Source organism: Streptomyces sp. NBC_00669 (assembly GCF_036226785.1).
Classification (GTDB): domain Bacteria; phylum Actinomycetota; class Actinomycetes; order Streptomycetales; family Streptomycetaceae; genus Actinacidiphila.
Window position 1 is genome coordinate 6,743,668 of sequence record NZ_CP109018.1, and the last position, 24,327, is coordinate 6,767,994.

Annotated in this window: 1 pseudogene; it reads left to right on the forward strand. The window is 73.6% G+C overall.

Going from position 1 to position 24,327, the window contains the following annotated elements:
• Positions 1-21 precede the first annotated feature (21 nt).
• Positions 22-24,309 (forward strand): annotated as a pseudogene (locus OG896_RS28505) (SDR family NAD(P)-dependent oxidoreductase); the annotation flags it as partial.
• Positions 24,310-24,327: the final 18 nt, after the last annotated feature.

Sequence of the window (24,327 nt, forward strand, 5' to 3'; positions counted from 1 at the left end):
CCTGAACCTGGAGGAACAAGCATGGCTGGCGACCAGAACGAGCTCGTCGAAGCCCTGAGGCGGTCGGTCAAGGAAGCCGAGCGACTTCGGCAGCAGAACCGGCGACTCATGGCGCAGTCCACCGAGCCGCTGGCGATCGTGGGGATGAGTTGCCGGTACCCGGGTGGCGCGTCGTCGCCCGAGCAGTTGTGGGACCTGGTGGCGACCGGCCGGGACGCGATGGCGGGGCTGCCCGAGGACCGTGGCTGGGACCTGGAGCGGCTGCACGACCCGGACCCGGACAAGGTCGGGACGTTCTACGCCCAGCGCGGCGGATTCGCCGACGGGGTGGGCGACTTCGACGCGGGGTTCTTCGGGATCAGCCCGCGCGAGGCGCTGGCGATGGACCCGCAGCAGCGGCTGTTGCTGGAGGGGTCGTGGGAGGCGCTGGAGGACGCCGGGATCGACCCGGCCTCGCTGCGCGGCAGCGACACCGGCGTGTTCTGCGGCGTCGGCATCTCGGACTACCCGGGGTCGGGGTCGGCGCCGGGCGGCCGGTCGGACCTGGAGGGTTTCCGGCTGACCGGCGGAACGACGAGCGTGGTGTCCGGCCGGGTGGCGTACAGCCTGGGCCTGGAGGGTCCCGCGGTGTCGGTGGACACGGCGTGCTCGTCGTCGCTGGTGGCGATGCACCTGGCCGCGCAGGCGCTGCGTTCCGGTGAGTGCTCGCTGGCGCTGGCCGGCGGCGTCACGGTGCTGTCCACGCCGTTCCTGCTGGTGGAGTTCTCCCGGCAGCGCGGGCTGGCCGCGGACGGCCGGTGCAAGTCGTACGCGGAGGGCGCTGACGGCACCGGCTTCTCCGACGGTGTCGGCCTGGTCGTGATGGAGCGGCTGTCGGACGCCCGGCGCCGCGGACACCGGGTGCTGGCGGTGGTCCGGGGCAGCGCGGTGAACCAGGACGGTGCGTCCAACGGGCTTACGGCGCCGAGCGGCCCGTCGCAGGAGCGGGTGATCCGCGCGGCACTGTCCGCGGCCGGCCTGCGTCCCGACGAGGTCGACGCGGTCGAGGGGCACGGCACGGGCACGCGGCTCGGTGACCCCATAGAGGCGCACGCGCTGCTCGCGACGTACGGGCAGGACCGCGAGGCCGGCGACCCGCTGTGGTTGGGCTCGATCAAGTCGAACATCGGCCACTCCTCGATGGCGGCCGGGGTGGCCGGTGTCATCAAGATGGTGCAGGCGATGCGCCACGAGCGGCTCCCGGCGACGCTGCACGTGGACGCGCCGTCCTCGCAGGTGGACTGGGAGTCGGGCGCCGTCAGGCTGCTGACCGACGCCCAGCCCTGGCTGGCCGGTGAACGTCCCCGCCGCGCGGGCGTGTCGTCCTTCGGGATCTCGGGCACGAACGCCCACCTGATCCTGGAGGAGGCGCCATCGCAGAGCGACACGGAGCCGGAATCGGGCTCGGGCACTGGCACGGGCTCGCGGGCTTCCGCTCAAGCGGAACGGGAAGTCCGGCCGGTGGTACCGGTGTTGGTCTCGGCGAAGGATGAAGTGGCGTTGCGGGCGCAGGCCCGGCGGTTGCGGGAGCACCTGCTGGCGCGGCCGGAGCTCGGTGTGCTGGACACGGCGTTCTCGGCCGCGACCACGCGATCCCACCTGGAGGAGCGGGCCGCGGTGGTGGCCGGTGACCGGGAGTCGTTGCTGGCGGGGCTGGCGGCGCTGTCGCTGGGCGAGCCGGGTGCGGGTGTGGTGCAGGGGCGGGCGGTGCCGGGGAAGACGGCGTTCGTGTTCTCGGGTCAGGGGGCGCAGCGGGCCCGGATGGGCTTGGGGTTGGCATCGGTGTTCCCGGTGTTCAAGCGGGCGCTGGACGAGGTGTGTGCGGAGCTTGACCCGCTGTTGGAGCAACCGTTGTCGCAGGTGCTGGCGGCGGAAGAGGGCTCGGCGGAGGCCGGGTTGCTGAACGCGACGCAGTTCACGCAGGCAGGTCTGTTCGCGGTCGAGGTGGCGCTGTTCCGGCTGGCGGAGTCGCTCGGCATGAGGCCGGACTTCCTGGTCGGTCACTCGGTGGGGGAGATCGCGGCGGCTCACGTTGCCGGGGTGCTGTCTCTGCCGGATGCGAGCGCGTTGGTGGCGGCTCGGGGTCGGTTGATGGGTGCGTTGCCGGCCGGTGGCGGGATGGTGGCGGTGCAGGCCGATGAAGAGCAAGTGCGCGCTTCCTTGGCCGGGTTCACCGATCGGTTGTCGGTCGCGGCGATCAACGGACCGCGTGCGGTGGTCGTCTCGGGCGAGCAGGAGGCGCTGGAGGAGTGGCTGCGGCTTCCGGTGTGGGAGGGGGTGAAGACGACCCGGTTGCGGGTGTCTCATGCGTTCCACTCGGCGTTGATGGAGCCGATGTTGGCGGAGTTCGCGGAGGTGGCGGGCCGTTTGCGGTTCGCTGAGCCGGTCATTCCGGTGGTGTCGAACGTGACGGGTGCGGTGACGGTGCCGGGTGAGTTGGCGGACCCGTCGTATTGGGTGCGGCATGCGCGGGAGGCGGTCCGCTTCGCTGATGGGATCAGCGCGTTGGCTGGTCTTGGGGTGACGCGGTTCCTGGAGTTGGGGCCGGACGGGTCGTTGACCGCGCTGGCCCGCCAGGCGGTGGAGGCCGCGAGCGGCGACGAGGCCGCCGGGCAGGCGGTGTTCGTGGCGGCGCTGCGGGCCCGGCAGGAGGAGCCGGCCGCGTTCGCCGGGTTCGCCGCGGCCGTGCACGCGGCCGGAGTTCCCGTGGACTGGGCCGCGTTCTACGCCGGCACCGGTGCCAGGACCGTATCCCTGCCGACGTACGCCTTCCAGCGGGAACGCTACTGGCAGTTGTCGGGGGCCGGGGCCCAGGGCTCGGTCGCGGCCGGGGCCGAGCGTGTCGATCACCCCTTGCTGACCGCGGGCGTGCGGATCGGCGACCAGGACCAGTGGCTGTTCACCGGGCGGTTGGGCACGGACACGGACTCCTGGGTCACCGAGCACATGCTCTTCGGCACGGTCGTCGTGCCCGGCGTCACGCTGGTGGAGCTCGCGCTGACGGCGGGCGGCCACGTGGGCTGCCCGGTGGTGGAGGAACTAGTCCTGGGCGCACCCCTGTTGCTCGCCGGGGATTCCTCGGTGCAGCTCCAGGTCACCGTCGCGGAGGCCGACGAGAACGGCCACCGTGCCGTCGCGATCTACACCACTCCCGAGGGCGGCGAGCGGGGCGGGTCGATCTGCCACGCGCGGGGCGTACTCGCCGCCGAGACCGAGCCCGAGCCGGCCGCGGCCTGGGCGGCGCAGTGGCCGCCGCCGGACGCCGAACCGGTCCCGGCCGAGCGGCTCTACGACCAGCTCACCGACCTCGGGTACGACTACGGGCCGGTCTTCCAGGGGATGCGGGCGGCCTGGCGCGACGGGGACGACATCTACGTCGAGGTCGCGCTGGCGGACGAGTACGCGGGTCCGGCCGGCGAGTTCGGCATCCACCCGGCGCTCTTCGACGCGGTGGTGCAAGGCGGCGTGCCCCTGTTCACCGGCGGCAGCCAGCACAAGATGCCGTTCAGCTGGACCGGTGTCCGGCTCGGGCGCCAGGGCGTCTCACGGCTGCGGGTCCGCGCCGGGGCCATCGGCGACTCCACGGTGCGGTTCGACGCGGTCGACGACTCCGGCGCCCCGGTGGTGTCGGTCCGGTCCCTCGTGCTCCGGCCGGTGGACCAGGCGCAGTTGGCGGGGGCCGCGCGGGCGGCCGACGGTTCGCTGTTCACGGTGGAGTGGGCCGAGGCCGCGGGCGCGAGCGGCGCTGCCCCGGCGAGCGTCGCGGTGCTCGGTGAGGTCGCGGTGCCGGGTGCGCAGGAGGGTACGGAGGCCGGCGAGCGGTTCGCGGACCTCGACGCGCTGGTCGGTGCGGTGGCGGCCGGTGCGGCGGTGCCGGGTGCGGTGGTGGCGGCGGTGCCGTCCGGCGCGGCGCTCGACGACGGCGGCGCGGTGCTTGACGGCGGCGCGGTGGACGTGGCGGGGACCGCGCACGAGGTAGCGGCGCGGACGCTCGCACTGGTGCAGGAGTGGCTGGCCGCGGACGCCCTGGCGGAGTCCCGGTTGGTGCTGGTGACCCGGGGTGCGATCGCGGTCGGCGCGGAGGCACCGGATGTGGCGGCGGCTGCCGCGTGGGGCCTGGTGCGCAGCGCGCAGTCCGAGCACCCGGGGCGCTTCGTCCTGGTGGACCTCGACCCGGAGCTGGACCCGCACCTGGACCCGGCCGGCCGCGACGCGACGGGCCCGGGGCTTGCCGCGCTCGTCGGGTACGACGAGCCGCAGGTGGCGGTGCGCGGCGGGCAGGTGCTCGCTCCGCGGCTGACGCGGGCCGTCGTGCCCGCGGCACTGGGGACGGAGCCGCTGCTGGGCGCCGGCACGGATGGCGCGGTGCTGGTGACGGGTGGGACCGGGGGTCTGGGTGCGCTGGTGGCACGGCACTTGGTCACTGCCGGTGGTGCGCGGCATCTGGTGCTGGCGTCGAGGCGGGGTCTGGAGGCGCCGGGCGCGGGCGAGTTGGTCGCGGAGTTGGAGGCCGCCGGATGCCAGGTGCGGGTTGCCGCGTGTGATGTGGCGGACCGCGAGCAACTGACCTCGTTGCTGGGCTCGTTGGAGGTTCCACTGACCGGTGTCGTACACGCGGCCGGTGTCCTGGAGGACGGGCTGGTGGCGTCGCTGACGCCGGAGCAGGTGGACCGCGTGTTGCGGCCGAAGCTGGACGCGGCCTTGCTGCTGGACGAGTTGACGGCGGAGCTGGACCTGCGGTCGTTCGTGCTGTTCTCCTCGGTGGCGGCGTTGATCGGGAGTGCGGGGCAGGGCAACTACGCTGCGGCGAACGCCGGGTTGGACGCGTTGGCGGCGTGGCGGCGGGCGCAGGGTCGTCCGGCGGTGTCGCTGGCGTGGGGCCTGTGGGCGGCGGAGACCGGGATGACCGGGGAGCTGGACGCCGCGCAACTCGCCCGGTTGGAGCGCATGGGTGTGCAGGCGCTCTCCTCCGAGCTGGGGCTCGAACTGCTCGACGCGGCACAGCGGGTGGATGCCGCGCTGGTCGCTCCGGTCCAACTGGACCTGGCCGCGCTGCGCGAGCAGGCCCGGGCCGGGACAGCCGTGCCGTTGCTCGCCGGGCTGGTCCGCTCGCCCGGCCGTGCGGGGCGCGCGGGCGGCGGAGGGTCGCTGGCGACCCGGCTCGCGGGAGTCGAGCGCGAGCAGTGGGAACGGGTGACGCTGGAGCTGGTGACCGCGCAGGTGGCGGCGGTGCTCGGGCACGCGTCGGCGTCCACGGTGGAATCGGGACGGGCCTTCAAGGAGCAGGGCTTCGACTCGCTCTCCTCGGTCGAACTGCGCAACCGCCTGGTCCAGGCGACCGGACTCAAGTTGCCCGCGACCTTGGTGTTCGACCACCCGACCGCGGTCGCGGTGGCGAAGTTCCTGGTGACGCAGGTACCCGGTGCCGACGCGGGCGCCGGGAAGGCGGTGGCGGCGCGGGTTCCGGCCCGGCGGCGGGCCGACGTGGACGAGCCGCTGGCGATCGTGGGCATGAGCTGCCGGTATCCGGGTGGCGCGTCGTCGCCCGAGGGGCTGTGGGACCTGGTCGCCGAGGGTCGGGACGCGATATCGGGTCTGCCGGGGGACCGTGGTTGGGACCTGGAGCGGCTGTACGACCCGGACCCGGAGCGGGCCGGCACGGTGTACGCGCGCGGCGGCGGATATCTCGACGGAGCCGGCGAGTTCGACGCGGGGTTCTTCGGGATCAGCCCGCGCGAGGCGCTGGCGATGGACCCGCAGCAGCGGCTGCTGCTCGAAGGTGCCTGGGAAGCGCTGGAGGACGCCGGGATCGACCCGGGCTCGCTGCGCGGCAGCGACACCGGCGTGTTCTGCGGCGCGGTCGCCTCCGAGTACGGCCGGGGCGCGACGCCCGAGCTGGAAGGCTTCAAACTGACCGGCACCACGACGAGCGTCGTCTCGGGACGGCTGAGCTACACCTTCGGGCTCCAGGGCCCCGCGGTCTCCGTGGACACCGCGTGCTCCTCCTCCTTGGTGGCGATGCACCTGGCCGCGCAGGCACTGCGCAACGGCGAGTGCTCGCTGGCCCTGGCCGGCGGAGCGACCGTGATGTCCGGGCCGTTCCTGCTGGTGGAGTTCTCCCGGCAGCGCGGCCTGTCACCCGACGGCCGGTGCCGGTCGTACGCGGCCGGGGCTGACGGGACCGGCTTCTCCGACGGTGTCGGCCTGGTCGTGATGGAGCGGTTGTCGGACGCTCAGCGTCTGGGTCACCGGGTGCTGGCGGTGGTTCGCGGCAGCGCGGTGAACCAGGACGGCGCGTCCAACGGGCTTACGGCGCCGAGCGGTCCGGCCCAGGAGCGGGTGATCCGGAACGCGCTGGCCGCGGCCGGGCTGCGTCCCGACCAGGTCGACGCGGTCGAGGGGCACGGCACGGGCACGCGCCTCGGTGACCCGATCGAAGCTCAGGCGCTGCTGGCGACGTACGGGCAAGGCCGCGACGCCGAGCGGCCGTTGTGGCTCGGCTCGATCAAGTCGAACATCGGCCACTCCTCGGCCGCGGCCGGCGTGGCCGGGGTGATCAAGATGGTGCAGGCGCTCCGGCACCGGCAACTCCCCGCCACCTTGCACGTGGACGAGCCGTCCTCGCACGTGGACTGGGAGTCGGGCGCCGTCAGGCTGCTGACCGAGTCCCGCCCCTGGACCGACCCCGGCCGGCCCCGCCGCGCGGCCGTGTCGTCCTTCGGCGTCTCCGGCACGAACGCGCACATGATCCTGGAGGAGGCTCCGGCGGCCGCCGAGGAGCCGGCGGAGCAGCCCGAGAAGAGCCTGCCGTTGGTGCCGGTGGTGGTGTCGGCGAGGGATGAGGTGGGGTTGCGGGCGCAGGCGGGTCGGTTGCGGGAGCATCTGCTGGCGCGTGCGGAGCTTGGTGTGTTGGATACGGCGTTCTCGGCGGCGACGACGCGGGCGCATTTGGAGCATCGTGCCGCGGTGACTTCTGCTGATCGTGAGGGTTTGCTGGCGGGGCTGGCGGCGCTTTCTGTCGGTGAGCCGGGTGTGGGGGTGGTGCAGGATCGTTCGGTGTCGGGGAAGACGGTGTTTGTTTTTCCTGGTCAGGGTGCGCAGTGGGTGGGCATGGCGGTGGGGTTGTTGGATTCTTCTGTGGTGTTTGCGGGGGAGGTGGCGGCGTGTGATGAGGCGTTGGGTGGGTTGGTGGATTGGAGTGTGGTGGAGGTGTTGCGGGGGGTTGAGGGTGCGCCGTCGTTGGAGCGGGTGGATGTGGTGCAGCCGGTGTTGTTTGCGGTGATGGTGGGGTTGGCGGCGTTGTGGCGGTCGTGTGGGGTGGAGCCGGATGTGGTGGTGGGGCATTCGCAGGGGGAGATTGCGGCGGCGTATGTGGCGGGGGGTTTGTCGTTGGTGGATGCGGTGCGGGTGGTGGTGTTGCGGTCGCGTTTGGTGGGGGAGTTGTTGGCGGGGTTGGGGGGAATGGTGTCGGTGGGGTTGCCGGCTGATGAGGTGGCTGAGGTGGTCGAGGAGTATGGCGGTCGGGTGTCGGTGGCGGCGGTGAATTCTCCGCGGTCGGTGGTGGTGTCGGGTGAGGCGGGGTTGTTGGAGGAGTTGTTGGAGGGGTGGAAACGGAACGGGGTGCGGGCGCGGCGGGTGCCGGTGGATTATGCGTCGCATTCGGCTCAGGTGGGGGTGATGGAGGAGGCGTTGTTGGAGGTGTTGGCGCCTCTTGTGCCGGTTTCGGGGCGGGTGCCGTTCTATTCGACGGCGGTGGGTGGGTTTGTGGGGACGGAGATGTTGGATGGGGGGTATTGGTTCAGGAATTTGCGTGGGCAGGTGGGTTTTGAGGGTGCGGTGCGGGAGTTGGTGGCGGAGGGTGCGGGGTTCTTTGTGGAGATGTCGCCGCATCCGGTGTTGGTTTCTGCGGTGTCGGAGACGGCCGGTGAGGTGGAGGGTGGTGATCGGGTTCGGGTGATCGGGTCGTTGCGGCGTGGTGAGGGTGGTCCGGGTCGGTTCGCGATGTCGCTCGCTGAGGCGCATGTGGCCGGCGCACAGGTGGATTGGTCCGCGTTCTTTGCCGGGAGTGGCGGTCGGCGGGTTGATCTGCCGGGGTATGCGTTCCAGCGGTCGCGGTATTGGCTGCCGGTGGGCGCCGGGGGTGGGGACCTGGCAGGGGCCGGGCTGGCGCGGTTCGGGCACCCGATGCTGTCGGCCGCGGTGCGGGTCGGCGACCGGGGGGAGTGGGTGTTCACCGGGCGCGTGTCGTTGGACTCGCAGGCATGGGTCCGCGACCACGCGGTGTTCGGCATGGTGATCGTTCCCGGCGTCGCCCTGGTGGAACTGGCACTGGCGGCAGGCGGCCAAGTGGACTGCCCGGTCGTCGAGGAACTGGTGCTCCAGGTTCCGCTGCTGCTGTCCGAGGGCGACGAGCTCGACCTCCAGGTCACGGTGGCGGCGCCCGACGAGGACGGACGCCGTGAACTCGCGATCTACACCGCGCCGAGCGAGAGCAAGGGGCAGGAGAGTGTCCAGCCCACCTGCCACGCCCGCGGCATCCTGACACCCGACACCGGTGTCCCCGCACCCGCGGACTGGGCGCAGACCTGGCCGCCGCAGGACGCCCGGCCCGTCGCCGTCCACGACCTCTACGACCGCCTCGCCGGCCTCGGCTACGACTACGGCCCCTCCTTCAAGGGCCTGCACACCGCCTGGGAGCAGGACGAGTACATCTACGCGGAGGTCGCCCTCCCCGACGACCACATCGCGAGTGCCCGCCAGTACGGCATCCACCCCGGGCTCCTCGACGCCTCGCTGCACGGAGGACTCGGCTGGCTCGACACGGGTGAGGACCACGCCGCCCAACTGCCCTTCTCCTGGTCGGGCGTGCGGCTCGGACTGCCCGGCTCCGGCCGGGTGCGGGTCCGTATCACCTCGACGGCCGACTCCACGCTGCGGGCCGACATCGCCGACGAGCAGGGCGAACTGGTCTTCAGCGCCGAGCAGCTCGCGTTCCGGCCGGTGGACCAGGGGCAACTGGAAGGCGCGCGGCGCCCGGAGGCCGGATCGCTCTACACGGTGGAGTGGAGCCCCGTCGCCCAGGCCGCGGACACGGCCCGGCCGCGGGTGGCCGGCATCGGTGAACCGACCGGTACGGACGAGCACTTCGCGGATCTCGGGGCCCTGGTCGGCGCGGTCGCGGCCGGTGCGACGGTGCCGGACGCGGTGGTGACGGTGGTGCCGTCCGGCACGGTGCCCGAGGGCGGCGCGGCGGACGACGGCGCGGTGGACGTGGCGCGTTCGGTACGTGCGGTGGCGGCGCGGACGCTGGGTCTGGTGCAGGGGTGGCTGGCCGCGGATGCGTTGTCGGGTGCGCGGTTGGTGCTGGTGACGCGGGGTGCGGTCTCGACCGGTGGGGAGGCGCCGGATGTGGCGGCGGCTGCCGCGTGGGGTCTGGTGCGCAGCGCGCAGTCCGAGCACCCGGGACGGTTCACCCTGGTGGACCTCGACCCGGAGCTGGACCCGCACCTGGAGCCGGCCGGCGGCGACGGAGGGGCGGGGCCGGACTGGACCGCGCTCGCCGCGTACGACGAGCCGCAGGTGGCGGTGCGCGGCGGGCAGGTGCTCGCTCCGCGGCTGACGCGGGCCGTCGTGCCCGCGGCGCTGGGGACGGAGCCGCTGCTGGGCGCCGGTGCGGACAGCACGGTGCTGGTGACGGGTGGGACCGGGGGTCTGGGTGCGCTGGTGGCACGGCACTTGGTCACCGTTGGTGGTGCGCGGCATCTGGTGCTGGCGTCGAGGCGGGGTCTGGAGGCTCCGGGTGCGGGTGAGTTGGTCGCGGAGTTGGAAGCGGCCGGGTGCCACGTTCGGGTCGCTGCGTGTGATGTGGCCGACCGGGAGCAACTGACCGCGCTGCTGGGCTCGTTGGAGGTTCCGCTGGCGGGCGTGGTGCACGCGGCCGGTGTCCTGGACGACGGGCTGCTGGAGTCGATGACGCCGGAGCAGCTTGAGCGGGTGATGCGGCCGAAGCTCGAAGCGGCGCTGCTGCTCGACGAGTTGACGGCCGGTACCGACCTCCAGTCGTTCGTGCTGTTCTCTTCGGTCGCCGCCTTGATCGGGAGCGCGGGGCAGGGCAACTACGCTGCGGCGAACGCCGGGTTGGACGCGCTGGCGGCGCGACGGCGGGCACGGAGGCGCCCGGCCGTATCGCTGGCGTGGGGTCTGTGGGCGGCGGAGACCGGGATGACCGCGGAGCTGGACGCCGCGCAACTGACCAGGCTGAACCGGCTGGGCGTACAGCCGCTCTCCTCCGAGCTGGGCCTCGAACTGCTGGGCACCGCGCAGCGGGTGGATGCCGCGCTGGTCGCTCCGGTGCAACTGGATCTGGCCGCGCTGCGGGCGCAGGCCCGGGCCGGGACGGCGGTGCCGTTGCTGGCCGGGCTGGTGCGTTCGCCGGGCCGCCCGGCCCGCGCGGGCGGCGGCGGGTCCCTCGCGACCCGGCTGGCCGGGGTGGACCGGGAACAGTGGGAACAAGTGGCGCTCGATGTGGTGACCGCGCAGGTGGCGGCGGTGCTCGGGCACGCGTCGGCGTCGGCGGTCGACGCGGGCCGGGCCTTCAAGGAGTTGGGCTTCGACTCGCTCTCCGCGGTCGAACTGCGCAACCGGCTGGCCCAGGCGACCGGAGTCAAGCTCCCCGCCACCCTGATATTCGACCACCCGAGGCCGACGGCGGTCGCGAAGTTCCTGGTGACGCAGATGTCGGGCGTGAGCCCCGGGAAGGCGGTGGCGGCGCGGGTTCCGGCCCGGCGGCGGGCGGATGCGGACGAGCCGCTGGCGATCGTGGGCATGAGCTGCCGGTATCCGGGTGGCGCGTCGTCGCCCGAGCAGTTGTGGGACCTGGTCGCTGCGGGTCGGGACGCGATATCGGAGCTGCCCGGTGACCGTGGTTGGAACTTGGAGCGGCTGTACGACCCGGACCCCGACCAGGCCGGCACCGTGTACACGCGCGGCGGCGGGTTCCTCGACGAGGCCGGGGACTTCGACGCGGGGTTCTTCGGGATCAGCCCGCGCGAGGCGCTGGCGATGGACCCGCAGCAGCGGTTGCTGCTCGAAGGCGCCTGGGAGGCGCTGGAGGACGCCGGGATCGACCCGGCCTCGCTGCGCGGCAGCGACACCGGCGTCTTCTGCGGCGTCGGCCCCTCCGACTACGTCTCGGGGCTGATGACCGGAGGCGGCGGGCCGGAGCTCGAAGGGTTCCGGATGACCGGCGGAACCACGAGCGTGGTCTCGGGCCGGGTGGCGTACAGCCTGGGCCTGGAAGGTCCCGCGGTCTCCGTGGACACGGCGTGCTCGTCGTCACTGGTGGCGATGCACCTGGCCGCGCAGGCGCTGCGTTCCGGTGAGTGCTCGATGGCGCTGGCCGGCGGCGTGACGGTCCTGTCCGGGCCGTTCCTGCTGGTGGAGTTCTCCCGGCAGCGCGGCCTGTCACCCGACGGCCGGTGCCGGTCGTACGCGGCCGGGGCTGACGGGACCGGCTTCTCCGACGGCCTCGGCCTGATCGTGCTGGAGCGCCTGTCGGACGCCCGCCGTCTGGGGCACAACGTGCTGGCGGTGCTGCGAGGCACCGCGGTGAACCAGGACGGCGCGTCCAACGGGCTGACCGCGCCGAGCGGCCCGGCCCAGGAACGCGTGATCCGGACCGCGTTGGCCTCGGCGGGCCTGCGCCCTGACCAGGTCGACGCGGTCGAGGGCCACGGCACGGGTACCCGGCTGGGAGACCCGATCGAGGCGCACGCGCTGCTGGCGACCTACGGCCAGCGCCGCGACGCCGGGCAGCCCCTGTGGCTGGGCTCGATCAAGTCGAACATCGGCCACTCCTCGACGGCGGCCGGCGTGGCCGGCGTCATCAAGATGGTGCAGGCGCTGCGGCACGAGCAACTCCCCGCCACCTTGCACGTGGACGCGCCGTCCCCGCACGTGGACTGGGAGTCGGGCGCGGTCAGGCTGCTGACCGAGGCCCGGCCCTGGCCGGCGGGGGAGCGGGTGCGCCGTGCGGGCGTGTCGTCCTTCGGCGTCAGCGGCACCAACGCGCACGTGATCGTGGAAGAGGCCCCGGCGCTCGCCGAGGAGCCCGAGCAGCAGCCCGAGGTGGTGCTGCCCGTGGTGCCGGTGGTGGTGTCGGCGAAGGATGAAGTGGCGTTGCGGGCGCAGGCCGGTCGGTTGCGGGAGCACCTGCTGGCGCGGCCGGAACTGGGTGTGCTGGACACGGCGTTCTCGGCGGCGACGACGCGGGCGCATCTGGAGCATCGTGCGGCGGTGACTGCTGCTGATCGGGAGTCGTTGCTGGCGGGGTTGGCGGCGCTCTCTGTCGGTGAGCCGGGTGCGGGCATCGTTCAAGGACGCGCGGCGTCGGGGAAGACGGCGTTCGTGTTCTCGGGTCAGGGGGCGCAGCGGGCGCGGATGGGGTTGGGGTTGGCGTCGGTGTTCCCGGTGTTCGCGCGGGCGCTGGAGGAGGTGTGTGCGGAGCTTGATCCGTTGTTGGAGCGGCCGTTGTCGGAGGTGTTGGCGGCGGAAGAGGGCTCGGTGGAGGCCGGGTTGCTGAACGCGACGCAGTTCACTCAGGCGGGGTTGTTCGCGGTCGAGGTGGCGCTGTTCCGGTTGGCGGAGTCGCTGGGGATGAGGCCGGACTTCCTGGTCGGGCATTCGGTGGGGGAGATCGCGGCGGCGCATGTGGCCGGGGTGCTGTCTCTGCCGGATGCGAGCGCGTTGGTGGCGGCTCGGGGTCGGTTGATGGGTGCGTTGCCGGCCGGCGGCGGGATGGTGGCGGTGCAGGCTGGTGAGGAGCAGGTGCGGGAGTCGTTGGCCGGGTTCGAGGACCGGTTGTCGATTGCCGCGGTGAACGGTGCCCGGGCGGTCGTGGTGTCCGGTGAGCAGGAGGCGCTGGAGGAGTGGCTGCGGCTTCCGGTGTGGGAGGGGGTGAAGACGACCCGGTTGCGGGTGTCTCATGCGTTCCACTCGGCGTTGATGGAGCCGATGTTGGCGGAGTTCGCGGAGGTGGCGGGCGGGTTGCGGTTCGCCGAGCCCGTCATTCCGGTGGTGTCGAACGTGACCGGTGCGGTGACGTTGCCGGGTGAGCTGGCGGACCCGTCGTATTGGGTGCGGCATGCGCGGGAGGCGGTCCGCTTCGCTGATGGGATCACCGCGCTGGCCGGGCTCGGGGTGACGTGGTTCCTGGAGTTGGGGCCGGACGGATCGTTGACCGCGCTGGCCCGCCAGGTTTTGGAGGAGGTCGACAGCGAGGCGGTGCTGGTGCCCGCGTTGCGGGCCCGTCAGGGTGAGCCGGAGGCGTTCGCCGGGTTCCTCGGCCAGGCCCATGCGGCCGGGGTCGTGGTCGACTGGGCCGCGTACTACGCCGGCACCGGTGCCAGGGCCGTATCCCTGCCGACGTACGCCTTCCAGCACGAGCGCTACTGGCTGTCCTCGCTCACCGGGGCGGGCGACCCCGCCGTATCCGGGCTGGGCAGGCTCGACCACCCGCTGCTCACCGCCGCGGTCCCGGTCGGCGACCAGGGCCAGTGGCTCTTCGCCGGGCGGCTGTCGCAGGAGGTCCAGCCGTGGAGCGCGGACCACGCCGTCCTCGGCGCGGTCATCGCACCGGGCGCGGCACTGGTGGAACTCGCCCTGGCGGCCGGCCGGCAGGTGGGCTGCCCGGTGGTGGACGAACTCGTCCTCCAGGTCCCGCTGCCGGTGCCCGTCCACGAGGCGGTGCCGTTGCAGGTCATGGTCGGCGAACCGGGCCCGGACGGCCGCCGCGACGTGGCGATCTACACCCGGTCGCGTGCCGCCGAGCAGGACGGCCCGGCCCCGGCGGACGACGTGATGACCTGCCACGCACGAGGTGTGCTGGCCGAGGAGACCGGCCTGCTCGCGCTGGCGTTCCCGGCCGAGTGGCCGCCGCCGGGCGCCGAACCGGTCCCGGTCGAGGGACTGTACGAGCGGCTGGCCGACGCCGAGTACGAGTACGGCCCCGCGTTCCAGGCGCTGCGGGCGGCCTGGCGCGACGGCCAGGACGTCTACGCCGAGATCGCCCTCCCCGAGGAAGCCGGGTCCGCGCGGGAGTTCGGGATTCACCCGGCCCTGCTCGACGCCGCGCTGCACGGCGGGCTGCTCGACCGGGACGGGACGTCGGCGGTGGAGCTGCCGTTCTCCTGGTCCGGCGTCCGGCTGGACCAGCGCGGGGTGTCGCGGGCGCGGGTCCGGATCACCCCGGCCGGACGGTCCGCGAGCCGGATCGACATCGCCGACGAGAACGGCGGGCTGATCGCCTGCGTACGGGAACTCGCCTCCCGGCCGGTGGACCAGGCGCAGTTGGCGGGTGCCGCGCGGGCGGCCGACGGCTCGCTGTTCACGATGGAGTGGACCGAGGCCGCGGGCGCGGACGGCGCTGCCCCGGCGAGCGTCGCGGTGCTCGGTGAGGTCGCGGTACCGGGTGCGCAGGAGGGTACGGCGGCCGGCGAGCGTTTCGCGGACCTCGACGCCCTGGTCGGCGCGGTCGCGGCCGGTGCGACGGTGCCGGACGCGGTGCTGACGGTGGTGCCGTCCGGCACGGTGCCCGAAGGCGGCGCGGCGGACGACGGCGCGGTGGACGTGGCGCGTTCGGTACGTGCGGTGGCGGCGCGGACGCTGGAGCTGGTGCAGGGGTGGCTGGCTGCGGATGCGTTGTCGGGTGCGCGGTTGGTGCTGGTGACGCGGGGTGCGGTCTCGACCGGTGGGGAGGCGCCGGATGTGGCGGCGGCTGCCGCGTGGGGTCTGGTGCGCAGCGCGCAGTCGGAGCACCCGGGACGGTTCGCCCTGGTGGACCTCGACCCGGCCGGCGACACCGGCGACACCGCCAACAGCTCCGACAACGCGGGCAGCGGTGCCGGCGAAGGAACGGCGCCGGACTGGGCCGCGCTCGCCGGTCTGGGAGACGCGCAGGTCGCGGTGCGCGGCGGGCGGGTGCTGGCACCCCGGCTGGCCCGGGCGACCGCGTCGGCGGCGCCCACCGAAGGGCCGTGGCTGCTGCAAGCGGTCACCAAGGGATCGCTGGAGGGCCTGGCGCTCGTCCCCTCCGACACCGACCGCCCGCTGGCCGCGGGCGAGGTCCGGATCGCCGTGCGGGCCGCGGGACTCAACTTCCGCGACGTGCTCATCACGCTCGGCCTCTACCCCGGCGACGCCACGCTCGGCAGCGAAGCCGCCGGGACCGTCCTGGAGACCGGCCCCGGGGTCACGGACCTGGCGCCCGGCGACCGGGTGATGGGTCTGACCGCCGACACCTTCGGACCTGTCGTGATCGCGGATCGGCGGATGGTCGCGCCGATCCCCGAGGGCTGGTCGTACGAACAGGCGGCCGCGGTGCCGGTGGTCTACCTGACCGCCTACTACGGACTGGTGCACCTGGCCGGACTCGAAGCCGGGGAACGCGTCCTGGTGCATTCCGCGGCTGGCGGCGTCGGGATGGCGGCGGTGCAGATCGCCGCTCATCTGGGTGCGGAGGTCTACGCGACGGCGAGTCCGGCGAAGTGGGATGCCGTACGCGCCCTGGGTGTGCCGAGCGAGCGGATCGCGTCGTCGCGTGACCTGGAGTTCGCGGAGGTGTTCGCGCGGGAGACCGGCGGCGCGGGTGTGGATGTGGTGCTGGACGCGCTGGCGGGTGAGTTCGTTGACGCCTCGCTCGGGTTGCTGCCGCGGGGTGGGCGGTTCCTGGAGATGGGGAAGGCGGATGTTCGCGACCCGCAGGCGGTGGCCGAGGCTCATCCGGGTGTGGAGTACCGGGCGTTCGACCTTTTCGAGGTCAGTCCTGAGCGGCTGGGGCAGATGCTCGGCGAGATTCTGGAGATGCTCGACGGGGGCGTGTTGTCCCACGCGCCCATCCGTACCTGGGATATCCGCCGGTATGCGGAGGCGTTCCGGTTCCTGCGGGAGGGGCGTAACACCGGCAAGGTGGTGTTCACGGTTCCGCAGCCGGCGGACCCGGGTCACGCGGTGCTGGTGACGGGTGGCACGGGGGGTCTGGGTGCGCTGGTGGCACGGCACTTGGTCACTGTTGGTGGTGCGCGGCATCTGGTGCTGGCGTCGAGGCGGGGTCTGGAGGCGCCGGGTGCGGGTGAGTTGGTCGCGGAGTTGGAAGCGGCCGGGTGCCACGTTCGGGTCGCTGCGTGTGATGTGGCGGACCGGGAGCAACTGACCTCGCTGCTGGGCTCGTTGGAGGTTCCGCTGGCGGGCGTGGTGCATGCGGCCGGTGTCCTGGACGACGGGCTGCTGGAGTCGATGACGCCGGAGCAGCTTGAGCGGGTGATGCGGCCGAAGCTGGAAGCGGCGCTGCTGCTCGACGAGTTGACGGCCGGTACCGACCTCCAGTCGTTCGTGCTGTTCTCTTCGGTCGCCGCCTTGATCGGGAGTGCGGGGCAGGGCAACTACGCTGCGGCGAATGCCGGGTTGGACGCGTTGGCGGCGTGGCGGCGGGCGCAGGGTCGTCCGGCGGTGTCGCTGGCGTGGGGCCTGTGGGCGGCGGAGACCGGCATGACCGGGGAACTGGACGCCGCGCAACTGACCAGGCTCAGCCGGATGGGTGTGCAGCCCATGGCGGCCGAGTTCGGCCTCGAACTGCTCGACGCGGCGCAGCGGGTGGATGCCGCGCTGGTCGCGCCGGTCCAACTGGATCTGGCCGCGTTGCGGGCGCAGGCCCGGGCCGGGACGGCGGTGCCGTTGCTGGCCGGGCTGGTGCGTTCGCCGGGCCGCCCGGCCCGCGCGGGCGGCGGCGGTGGGTCGCTGGCGACCCGGCTCGCGGGAGTCGAGCGCGAGCAGTGGGAGCAGGTGGCCCTGGAGCTGGTGACCGCGCAGGTGGCGGCGGTGCTCGGGCACGCGTCGGCGTCGGCGGTCGACGCGGAGCGCGCGTTCAAGGAGCTGGGGTTCGACTCGCTGGCCGCGGTCGAGCTGCGCAACCGGCTGGCCCAGGCGACCGGACTCAAGCTGCCGGCCACCTTGGTGTTCGACCACCCGACCTCGGCCGCGGTGGCGCGGTTCCTGGTGACCCAGGTGCCCGGCGCCGAATCCGGTGCCGTCGCCGCCCCTGCCGTACGGGTTCCGGCCCGGCGGCGGGCGGATGCGGACGAGCCGCTGGCGATCGTGGGCATGAGCTGCCGCTACCCGGGCGGCGCGGCATCGCCCGAGCAGTTGTGGGACCTGGTCGCTGCGGGTCGGGACGCGATATCGGAGCTGCCCGGTGACCGTGGCTGGGACCTGGAGCGGCTGTACGACCCGGACCCCGATCAGGCCGGCACCGTGTACACGCGCGGCGGCGGATATCTCGACGGGGCCGGGGACTTCGATGCCGGGTTCTTCGGGATCAGCCCGCGCGAGGCGCTGGCGATGGACCCGCAGCAGCGGCTGCTGCTCGAAGGTGCCTGGGAGGCGCTGGAGGACGCCGGGATCGACCCGGGCTCGCTCCGCGGCAGCGACACCGGCGTGTTCTGCGGCGCGGTCGCGTCGGAGTACGCCGGTGGAGCGACGCCGGACCTGGAGGGATTCCGGCTGACCGGGACCACGACGAGCGTCGTCTCGGGACGACTGAGCTACACCTTCGGGCTCCAGGGCCCCGCGGTCTCCGTGGACACCGCGTGCTCCTCCTCGCTGGTGGCGATGCACCTGGCCGCGCAGGCGCTGCGCAACGGCGAGTGCTCGATGGCGCTGGCCGGCGGCGTGACCGTGATGTCGGGGCCGTTCCTGCTGGTGGAGTTCTCCCGGCAGCGCGGCCTGTCACCCGACGGCCGGTGCAAGTCGTACGCGGAAGGCGCTGACGGCACCGGCTTCTCCGACGGTGTCGGCCTGGTCGTGATGGAGCGCCTGTCGGACGCGCAGCGCCTGGGACACAACGTGCTGGCCGTGATCCGGGGCAGCGCGGTGAACCAGGACGGCGCGTCCAACGGGCTTACGGCGCCGAGCGGTCCGGCCCAGGAGCGGGTGATCCGGGCGGCGTTGGCCGCGGCCGGGCTCGGCCCCTCCGACGTCGACGCGGTGGAAGGGCACGGGACCGGTACCCGGCTCGGTGACCCGATCGAAGCGCAGGCGCTGCTGGCGACATACGGGCAGGACCGCCCGGACGAGCAGCCGCTGTGGCTGGGCTCGGTCAAGTCGAACATCGGCCACTCCTCGGCTGCTTCCGGGGTGGCCGGGGTGATCAAGATGGTGCAGGCGCTGCGGCACCGGCAACTTCCCGCCACCCTGCACGCCGACGAGCCCAGCCGGCACGTGGACTGGGAGTCCGGTGCGGTCAAGCTGCTGACCGACGCCCGGCCCTGGACCGACCTCGGCCGGCCTCGCCGCGCGGGCGTGTCGTCCTTCGGCGTCTCGGGCACGAATGCCCACCTGATCCTGGAGGAGGCGCCCGCGCAGAGCGACACGGAGCCGGAATCGAGCGCGGGTACGGGCACGGGCACGGGCTCGGGTACGGGTACGGGCTCGCGGGCGTCCGCCCTGGCGGAACGGGAAGTCCGGCCCGTGGTGCCGGTGTTGGTCTCGGCGAAGGATGAAGTGGCGTTGCGGGCGCAGGCCGGTCGGTTGCGGGAGCATCTGCTGGCGCGGTCGGACCTGGGTGTGTTGGATACGGCGTTCTCGGCGGCGACGACGCGGGCGCATCTGGAGCATCGTGCGGCGGTGACTGCTGCTGATCGGGCGTCGTTGCTGGCGGGGTTGGCGGCGCTCTCTGTCGGTGAGCCGGGTGCGGGCATCGTTCAAGGGCGGGCGGCGTCGGGGAAGACGGCGTTCGTGTTCTCGGGTCAGGGGGCGCAGCGGGCCCGGATGGGCTTGGGGTTGGCGTCGGTGTTCCCGGTATTCAAGCGGGCGCTGGAGGAGGTGTGCGCGGAGCTTGATCCGTTGTTGGAGCGGCCGTTGTCGCAGGTGTTGGCGGCGGAAGAGGGCTCGGCGGAGGCCGGGTTGCTGAACGCGACGCAGTTCACGCAGGCGGGGTTGTTCGCGGTCGAGGTGGCGCTGTTCCGGCTGGCGGAGTCGCTCGGCATGAGGCCGGACTTCCTGGTCGGTCACTCGGTGGGGGAGATCGCGGCGGCGCACGTGGCCGGGGTGTTGTCCCTGCCGGATGCGAGCGCGTTGGTGGCGGCTCGGGGCAGGTTGATGGGTGCGCTGCCGGCCGGCGGGGCGATGGCGGCGGTGCAGGCCGATGAAGAGCAAGTGCGCGCTTCCTTGGCCGGGTTCGAGGACCGGTTGTCGGTCGCGGCGATCAACGGACCGCGTGCGGTGGTCGTCTCGGGCGAGCAGGAGGCCCTGGAGGAGTGGCTGCGGCTCCCGGTGTGGGAGGGCGTGAAGACGACCCGGTTGCGGGTGTCCCACGCGTTCCACTCGGCGTTGATGGAGCCGATGTTGGCGGAGTTCGCGGAGGTGGCGGGCCGTTTGCGGTTTGCTGAGCCGGTCATTCCGGTGGTGTCGAACCTGACGGGTGCGGTGACGGTGCCGGGTGAGTTGGCGGACCCGTCGTATTGGGTGCGGCATGCGCGGGAGGCGGTCCGCTTCGCTGATGGGATCACCGCGTTGGCTGGTCTTGGGGTGACGCGGTTCCTGGAGTTGGGGCCGGACGGGTCGTTGACCGCGTTGGCCCGTCAGGTCTTGGAGGAGGTCGACAGCGAGGCGGTGCTGGTGCCCGCGTTGCGGGCTCGTCAGGGTGAGCCGGAGGCGTTCGCCGGGTTCCTCGGCCAGGCTCATGCCGCCGGGGTCGTGGTCGACTGGGCCGCGTACTACGCCGGCACCGGTGCCAGGACCGTATCCCTGCCGACGTACGCCTTCCAGCACGAGCGCTACTGGCTGTTGCCCCGTGCCGCGGCAGGCGACGCGGCCGCGGCCGGGCAGGCGCGGCTGGACCACCCGCTGCTGGTCGCCGCCGTTCAGGTCGGCGACCGTGACGAGTGGCTGCTGACCGGCCGCCTGTCCCTGGAGACCCAGCCCTGGCTCGCCGACCACGCCGTGCTCGGCACGGTCCTCGTGCCCGGCGCCGCCCTGACCGAACTGGCGCTGGCCGCCGGACGGCAGGTCGACGCCCCCGTGGTCGAGGAGCTGATCCTCCAGGCACCGCTGCCCCTGCCCGTCGGCGAGGCCGTCGACCTACAGGTCACCGTGGCGGAACCGGACGAGAACGGCCACCGTGCCCTCGCCGTCTACACCCGCCCGCAAGGCAGCGGACACGGCGAGCGCCCCGAGGCGACCTGCCACGCCCGTGGCAGGCTCGGCTCGGAGGTCGAGGCTCCCGCGGTGCCGTTCCCCGCGTACTGGCCGCCGGAGGGCGCCGTCGCGGTGCCGGTCGAGGGGCTGTACGAGCGGCTGGCGGCGGCCGGTTACGAGTACGGGCCGGTCTTCCAGGGGCTGCGGGCGGCCTGGCGCGACGGCGAGGAGATCTTCGCCGAGGTGGTCCTGCCGGACGAACAGGCCGGTTCCGGCCAGGGGTTCGGCATCCACCCGGCACTGCTGGACGCCGCGCTGCACGGCGGGCTGCTCGAACACGACGTGAGCGCGGCGGTGGAGCTGCCGTTCTCCTGGTCCGGCGTCCACCTGGACCAGCACGGCGTGTCGCGGGCGCGGGTCCGGATCACCCCGGCCGGGCCGTCCACGACCCGGATCGACATCGCCGACGAGAACGGCCAACCCCTCGCCTGTGTACGGGAGTTCACCTCCCGTCCGATCGATCCCGCGCAGCTGGCGGGAGCGGGGCGGCCGGGTGACGGATCGCTGTTCACCGTCGACTGGATACCGGTCACGGCCGGTGCCGCCGCGGCCCGGGTCGCGATCCTCGGCGAGCAGGCGGGAGCCGGGGAGCGGTACGCGGACCTGGGTGCGCTCGAAGCGGCCCTGGCCGCGGGCGCTGCGGTGCCCGAGGCGGTCGTGACCTCGGTCGGGACCACGGCACCGGCCGGTGACGAGGCCGGCGCCGCGCGTGCCGCCACGGCGGACGCGCTGGCGCTGATACGGCGATGGCTGGACAGCGAACGGCTGGCCGGGACACGGCTCGTGGTGGTGACCCGCGGCGGCGTCGGCGTGGGCAACGAGGCTCCCGACCTCGGCCAGGCTCCGGTGTGGGGCCTGGTGCGCAGCGCGCAGTCCGAGCACCCGGGACGGTTCGCCCTGGTGGACCTCGACCCGGCCGGCGACACCGGCGACACCGGCGACACCGTTGACGGCGGTGCCGGCGAGGGAACGGGCCCGGACTGGGCCGCGCTCGCCGCGCTCGACGAACCGCAGGTCGCGGTGCGCGAGGGGCGGGTGACGGCGCCGCGGCTGACGCGGTCGACCGGCTCCGCGGTGCCCGCCGAGGGGCCGTGGTCGCTGGCGTCGGTCGCGAAGGGATCGCTGGAGGGCCTGGCGCTCGTCCCGTCCGGTGCCGACCGCCCGCTGGCGGCGGGCGAGGTACGGGTCGCGGTACGGGCCGCGGGGCTCAACTTCCGCGACGTGCTGATCGCGTTGGGCCTGTACCCGGGAGACGCGCCGCTCGGCAGTGAGGCGGCGGGCATCGTCCTGGAGACCGGCTCCGCGGTCACGGACCTGGCGCCCGGTGACCGCGTGATGGGCCTGATCCCCGAGGGATTCGGCACGGCGGCGATCGCGGATCGGCGGATGGTCGCGCCGATCCCCGAGGGCTGGTCGTACGAGCGGGCCGCCGCGGTGCCGGTGGTCTACCTGACGGCGTACTACGGGCTCGTGGAACTGGCCGGACTGACGGCCGGGGAGCGGGTGCTGGTGCACGCCGCGGCGGGCGGCGTCGGGATGGCCGCGGTGCAACTCGCCACGCGGCTGGGCGCGGAGGTCTACGCGACCGCCAGCCCCGCCAAGTGGGACGCCGTACGCGCCCTGGGTGTGCCGGCCGAGCGGATCGCGTCGTCGCGGGACCTGGAGTTCGCGGACACGTTCGCGCGCGTCACCGACGGCGCGGGGGTGGACGTGGTCCTCAACGCGCTGGCCGGCGAGTTCATCGACGCCTCCCTCGGGTTGCTGCCGCGCGGCGGCCGGTTCCTGGAGATGGGCAAGGCCGACGTCCGCGACCCGCAGGCGGTGGCCGAGGCCCATCCGGACGTGCGGTACCGGGCGTTCGACGCGTTCGAGGCCGGACCGGAACACATCCAGGAGATGCTGACCGCGGTGCTGGACCTGTTCGACCGGGGCGTGCTGTCCCACGCGCCGGTGCGGACCTGGGACGTGAGGGACGGGCAGGAGGCGTTCCGGTTCCTGCGGGAGGGCCGCAACACCGGCAAGGTGGTGCTCACCGTGCCCGGGCCGCTCGACGTGGACGGCACGGTGCTGGTGACCGGTGGCACCGGGGGCCTGGGCGCGCTGGTCGCGCGGCACCTGGCCACCGCGGGCGGGGTCCGGCACCTGGTGCTGGTGTCCAGGAGGGGCCCGGCCGCGCCGGGGGCCGACGCGCTCGCCGCGGACCTGGAAGCGACCGGCTGCCGGGTTCGGGTCGCGGCGTGCGACGTGACGGACCGCGAGCAACTGGCCGCTCTGCTGGGCTCGTTGGAGGTGCCGCTCACCGCGGTGGTGCACGCGGCCGGCGTCCTGGACGACGGCGTGGTGACGTCGCTGACGGCGGAGCAGGTGGACCGGGTGATGCGGCCCAAGGTCGACGCGGCCCTGCTGCTCGACGAGTTGACCGCGGAGCTGGACCTGCGGTCGTTCGTGCTGTTCTCCTCCGCCGCCGGGCTGATCGGCAGCCCGGGACAGGGCAACTACGCGGCCGCCAACGCCGTCCTGGACGCGCTCGCCGCCCGGCGGCGCGCGCAGGGCCGCCCGGCCGTGTCGCTGGCCTGGGGCCTGTGGGCCGAGGAGACCGGGATGGCCGGCGGCCTCGACGAGGCGGCGCTGGCCCGGCTGGCCCGCCAAGGCGTCCAGCCCATGCCCGCCGCACTGGGCCTGGAACTGTTCGACCAGGGCAGCCGGCACGACCGGGCCCTGGTGGTCCCGGCCCGGTTCGACACGGTCGCGCTGCGCGCCCAGGCCGGCGGCGGCCTGCTGCCGCCGCTGCTGGCCGGCCTGGTCAGCGCCCCGGCCCGCCGCACCCCGGCGACCGGCGGGCCACTCACCCGGCGGCTGACCGCCGTGCCCGAGAGCGAACGCGCACAGGTCGCCCTCGAACTGGTCCGCACGCACGTCGCCGCGGTGCTCGGCCACCCCTCGCCCGAAGCGGTCGACCCGGACCGGGGGTTCCGGGACCTCGGCTTCGACTCGCTGGCCGCGGTCGAGTTGCGCAACCGGCTCACCCAGGCCACCGGCCTGCGCCTGCCCACCACGCTGGTCTTCGACCACCCCGAACCCGCCGCCGTCGCCCGGCTCCTGCTCAGCGAGGCCGCGACGGAGGCCGCGGCCGAGTCGGCCGCCGGGGCCGGCACGGGTGGTTCGGGCGGCTCGGGCGGAGCGCGCTCGGCGGGCGGGAACGCCGCCCGTGCCTCGTCCGGGGGCCAGGCCGGCAACGGCACGTTCAGCGCGCTGATGCACCACGCCCACACGACGCAGTCCATCGCCGAAGCGCTGCCGCTGCTCACCGCGGCATCGAGGTTCCGACCCACCTTCGCGTCGTCCGGGCTGCCGGACGGCGGCGGGCACGTGGTCCGGCTCGCCTCGGGCAGCGGCCTGCCGAAGCTGGTGTGCGTGCCGTCCTTCATGCCCGGCTCCGGCCCGCACCAGTTCATGCGGTTCGCCGACCGGTTCGAGGGGACGCGGGACGTCTTCGCCTGCACCCTGCCGGGATTCCAGGGCACGGACTCGGCGCCGGGCTCCTGGCACGCCGCGATCGCGGCCCTGGTCGCAGCGGTCCGCCGGGCGGTCGGCGACGACCCCTTCGTCCTGGTCGGCTACTCGATCGGAGGCGTCATGGCGCACTCGATCGCCGCCCGCCTGGAGGAGGAGGACGCCGGTCCGGTCGGCGTCGTCATGCTCGACACCCCCACGCCGACGGACGAGAAGGAGATCCTCGGTGTCTTCTCCCTGGTGATGACGGAGATCCTCGACCGCGAGCAGGAGGCCGCCGTGATCGACGACGCCAGCTGGCTCGCCATGGGCAGCTACGTACGGCTGCTGGGCGAGCGCGGCCCGGAGGAGATCAGCGCCCCGAGCCTGCTGATCCGCGCGGGCCGGCCGCTGGGCGAGCACGCCGACGTCTCCGACTGGCCCGCGTGGGACGTCTGCGACGACCAGGTGGAGATCGCCGCCGACCACTTCTCCCTGATCGAGGCGTCGTCCGCGGCGACCGCGGAAGCGACCGAGAAGTGGCTCACG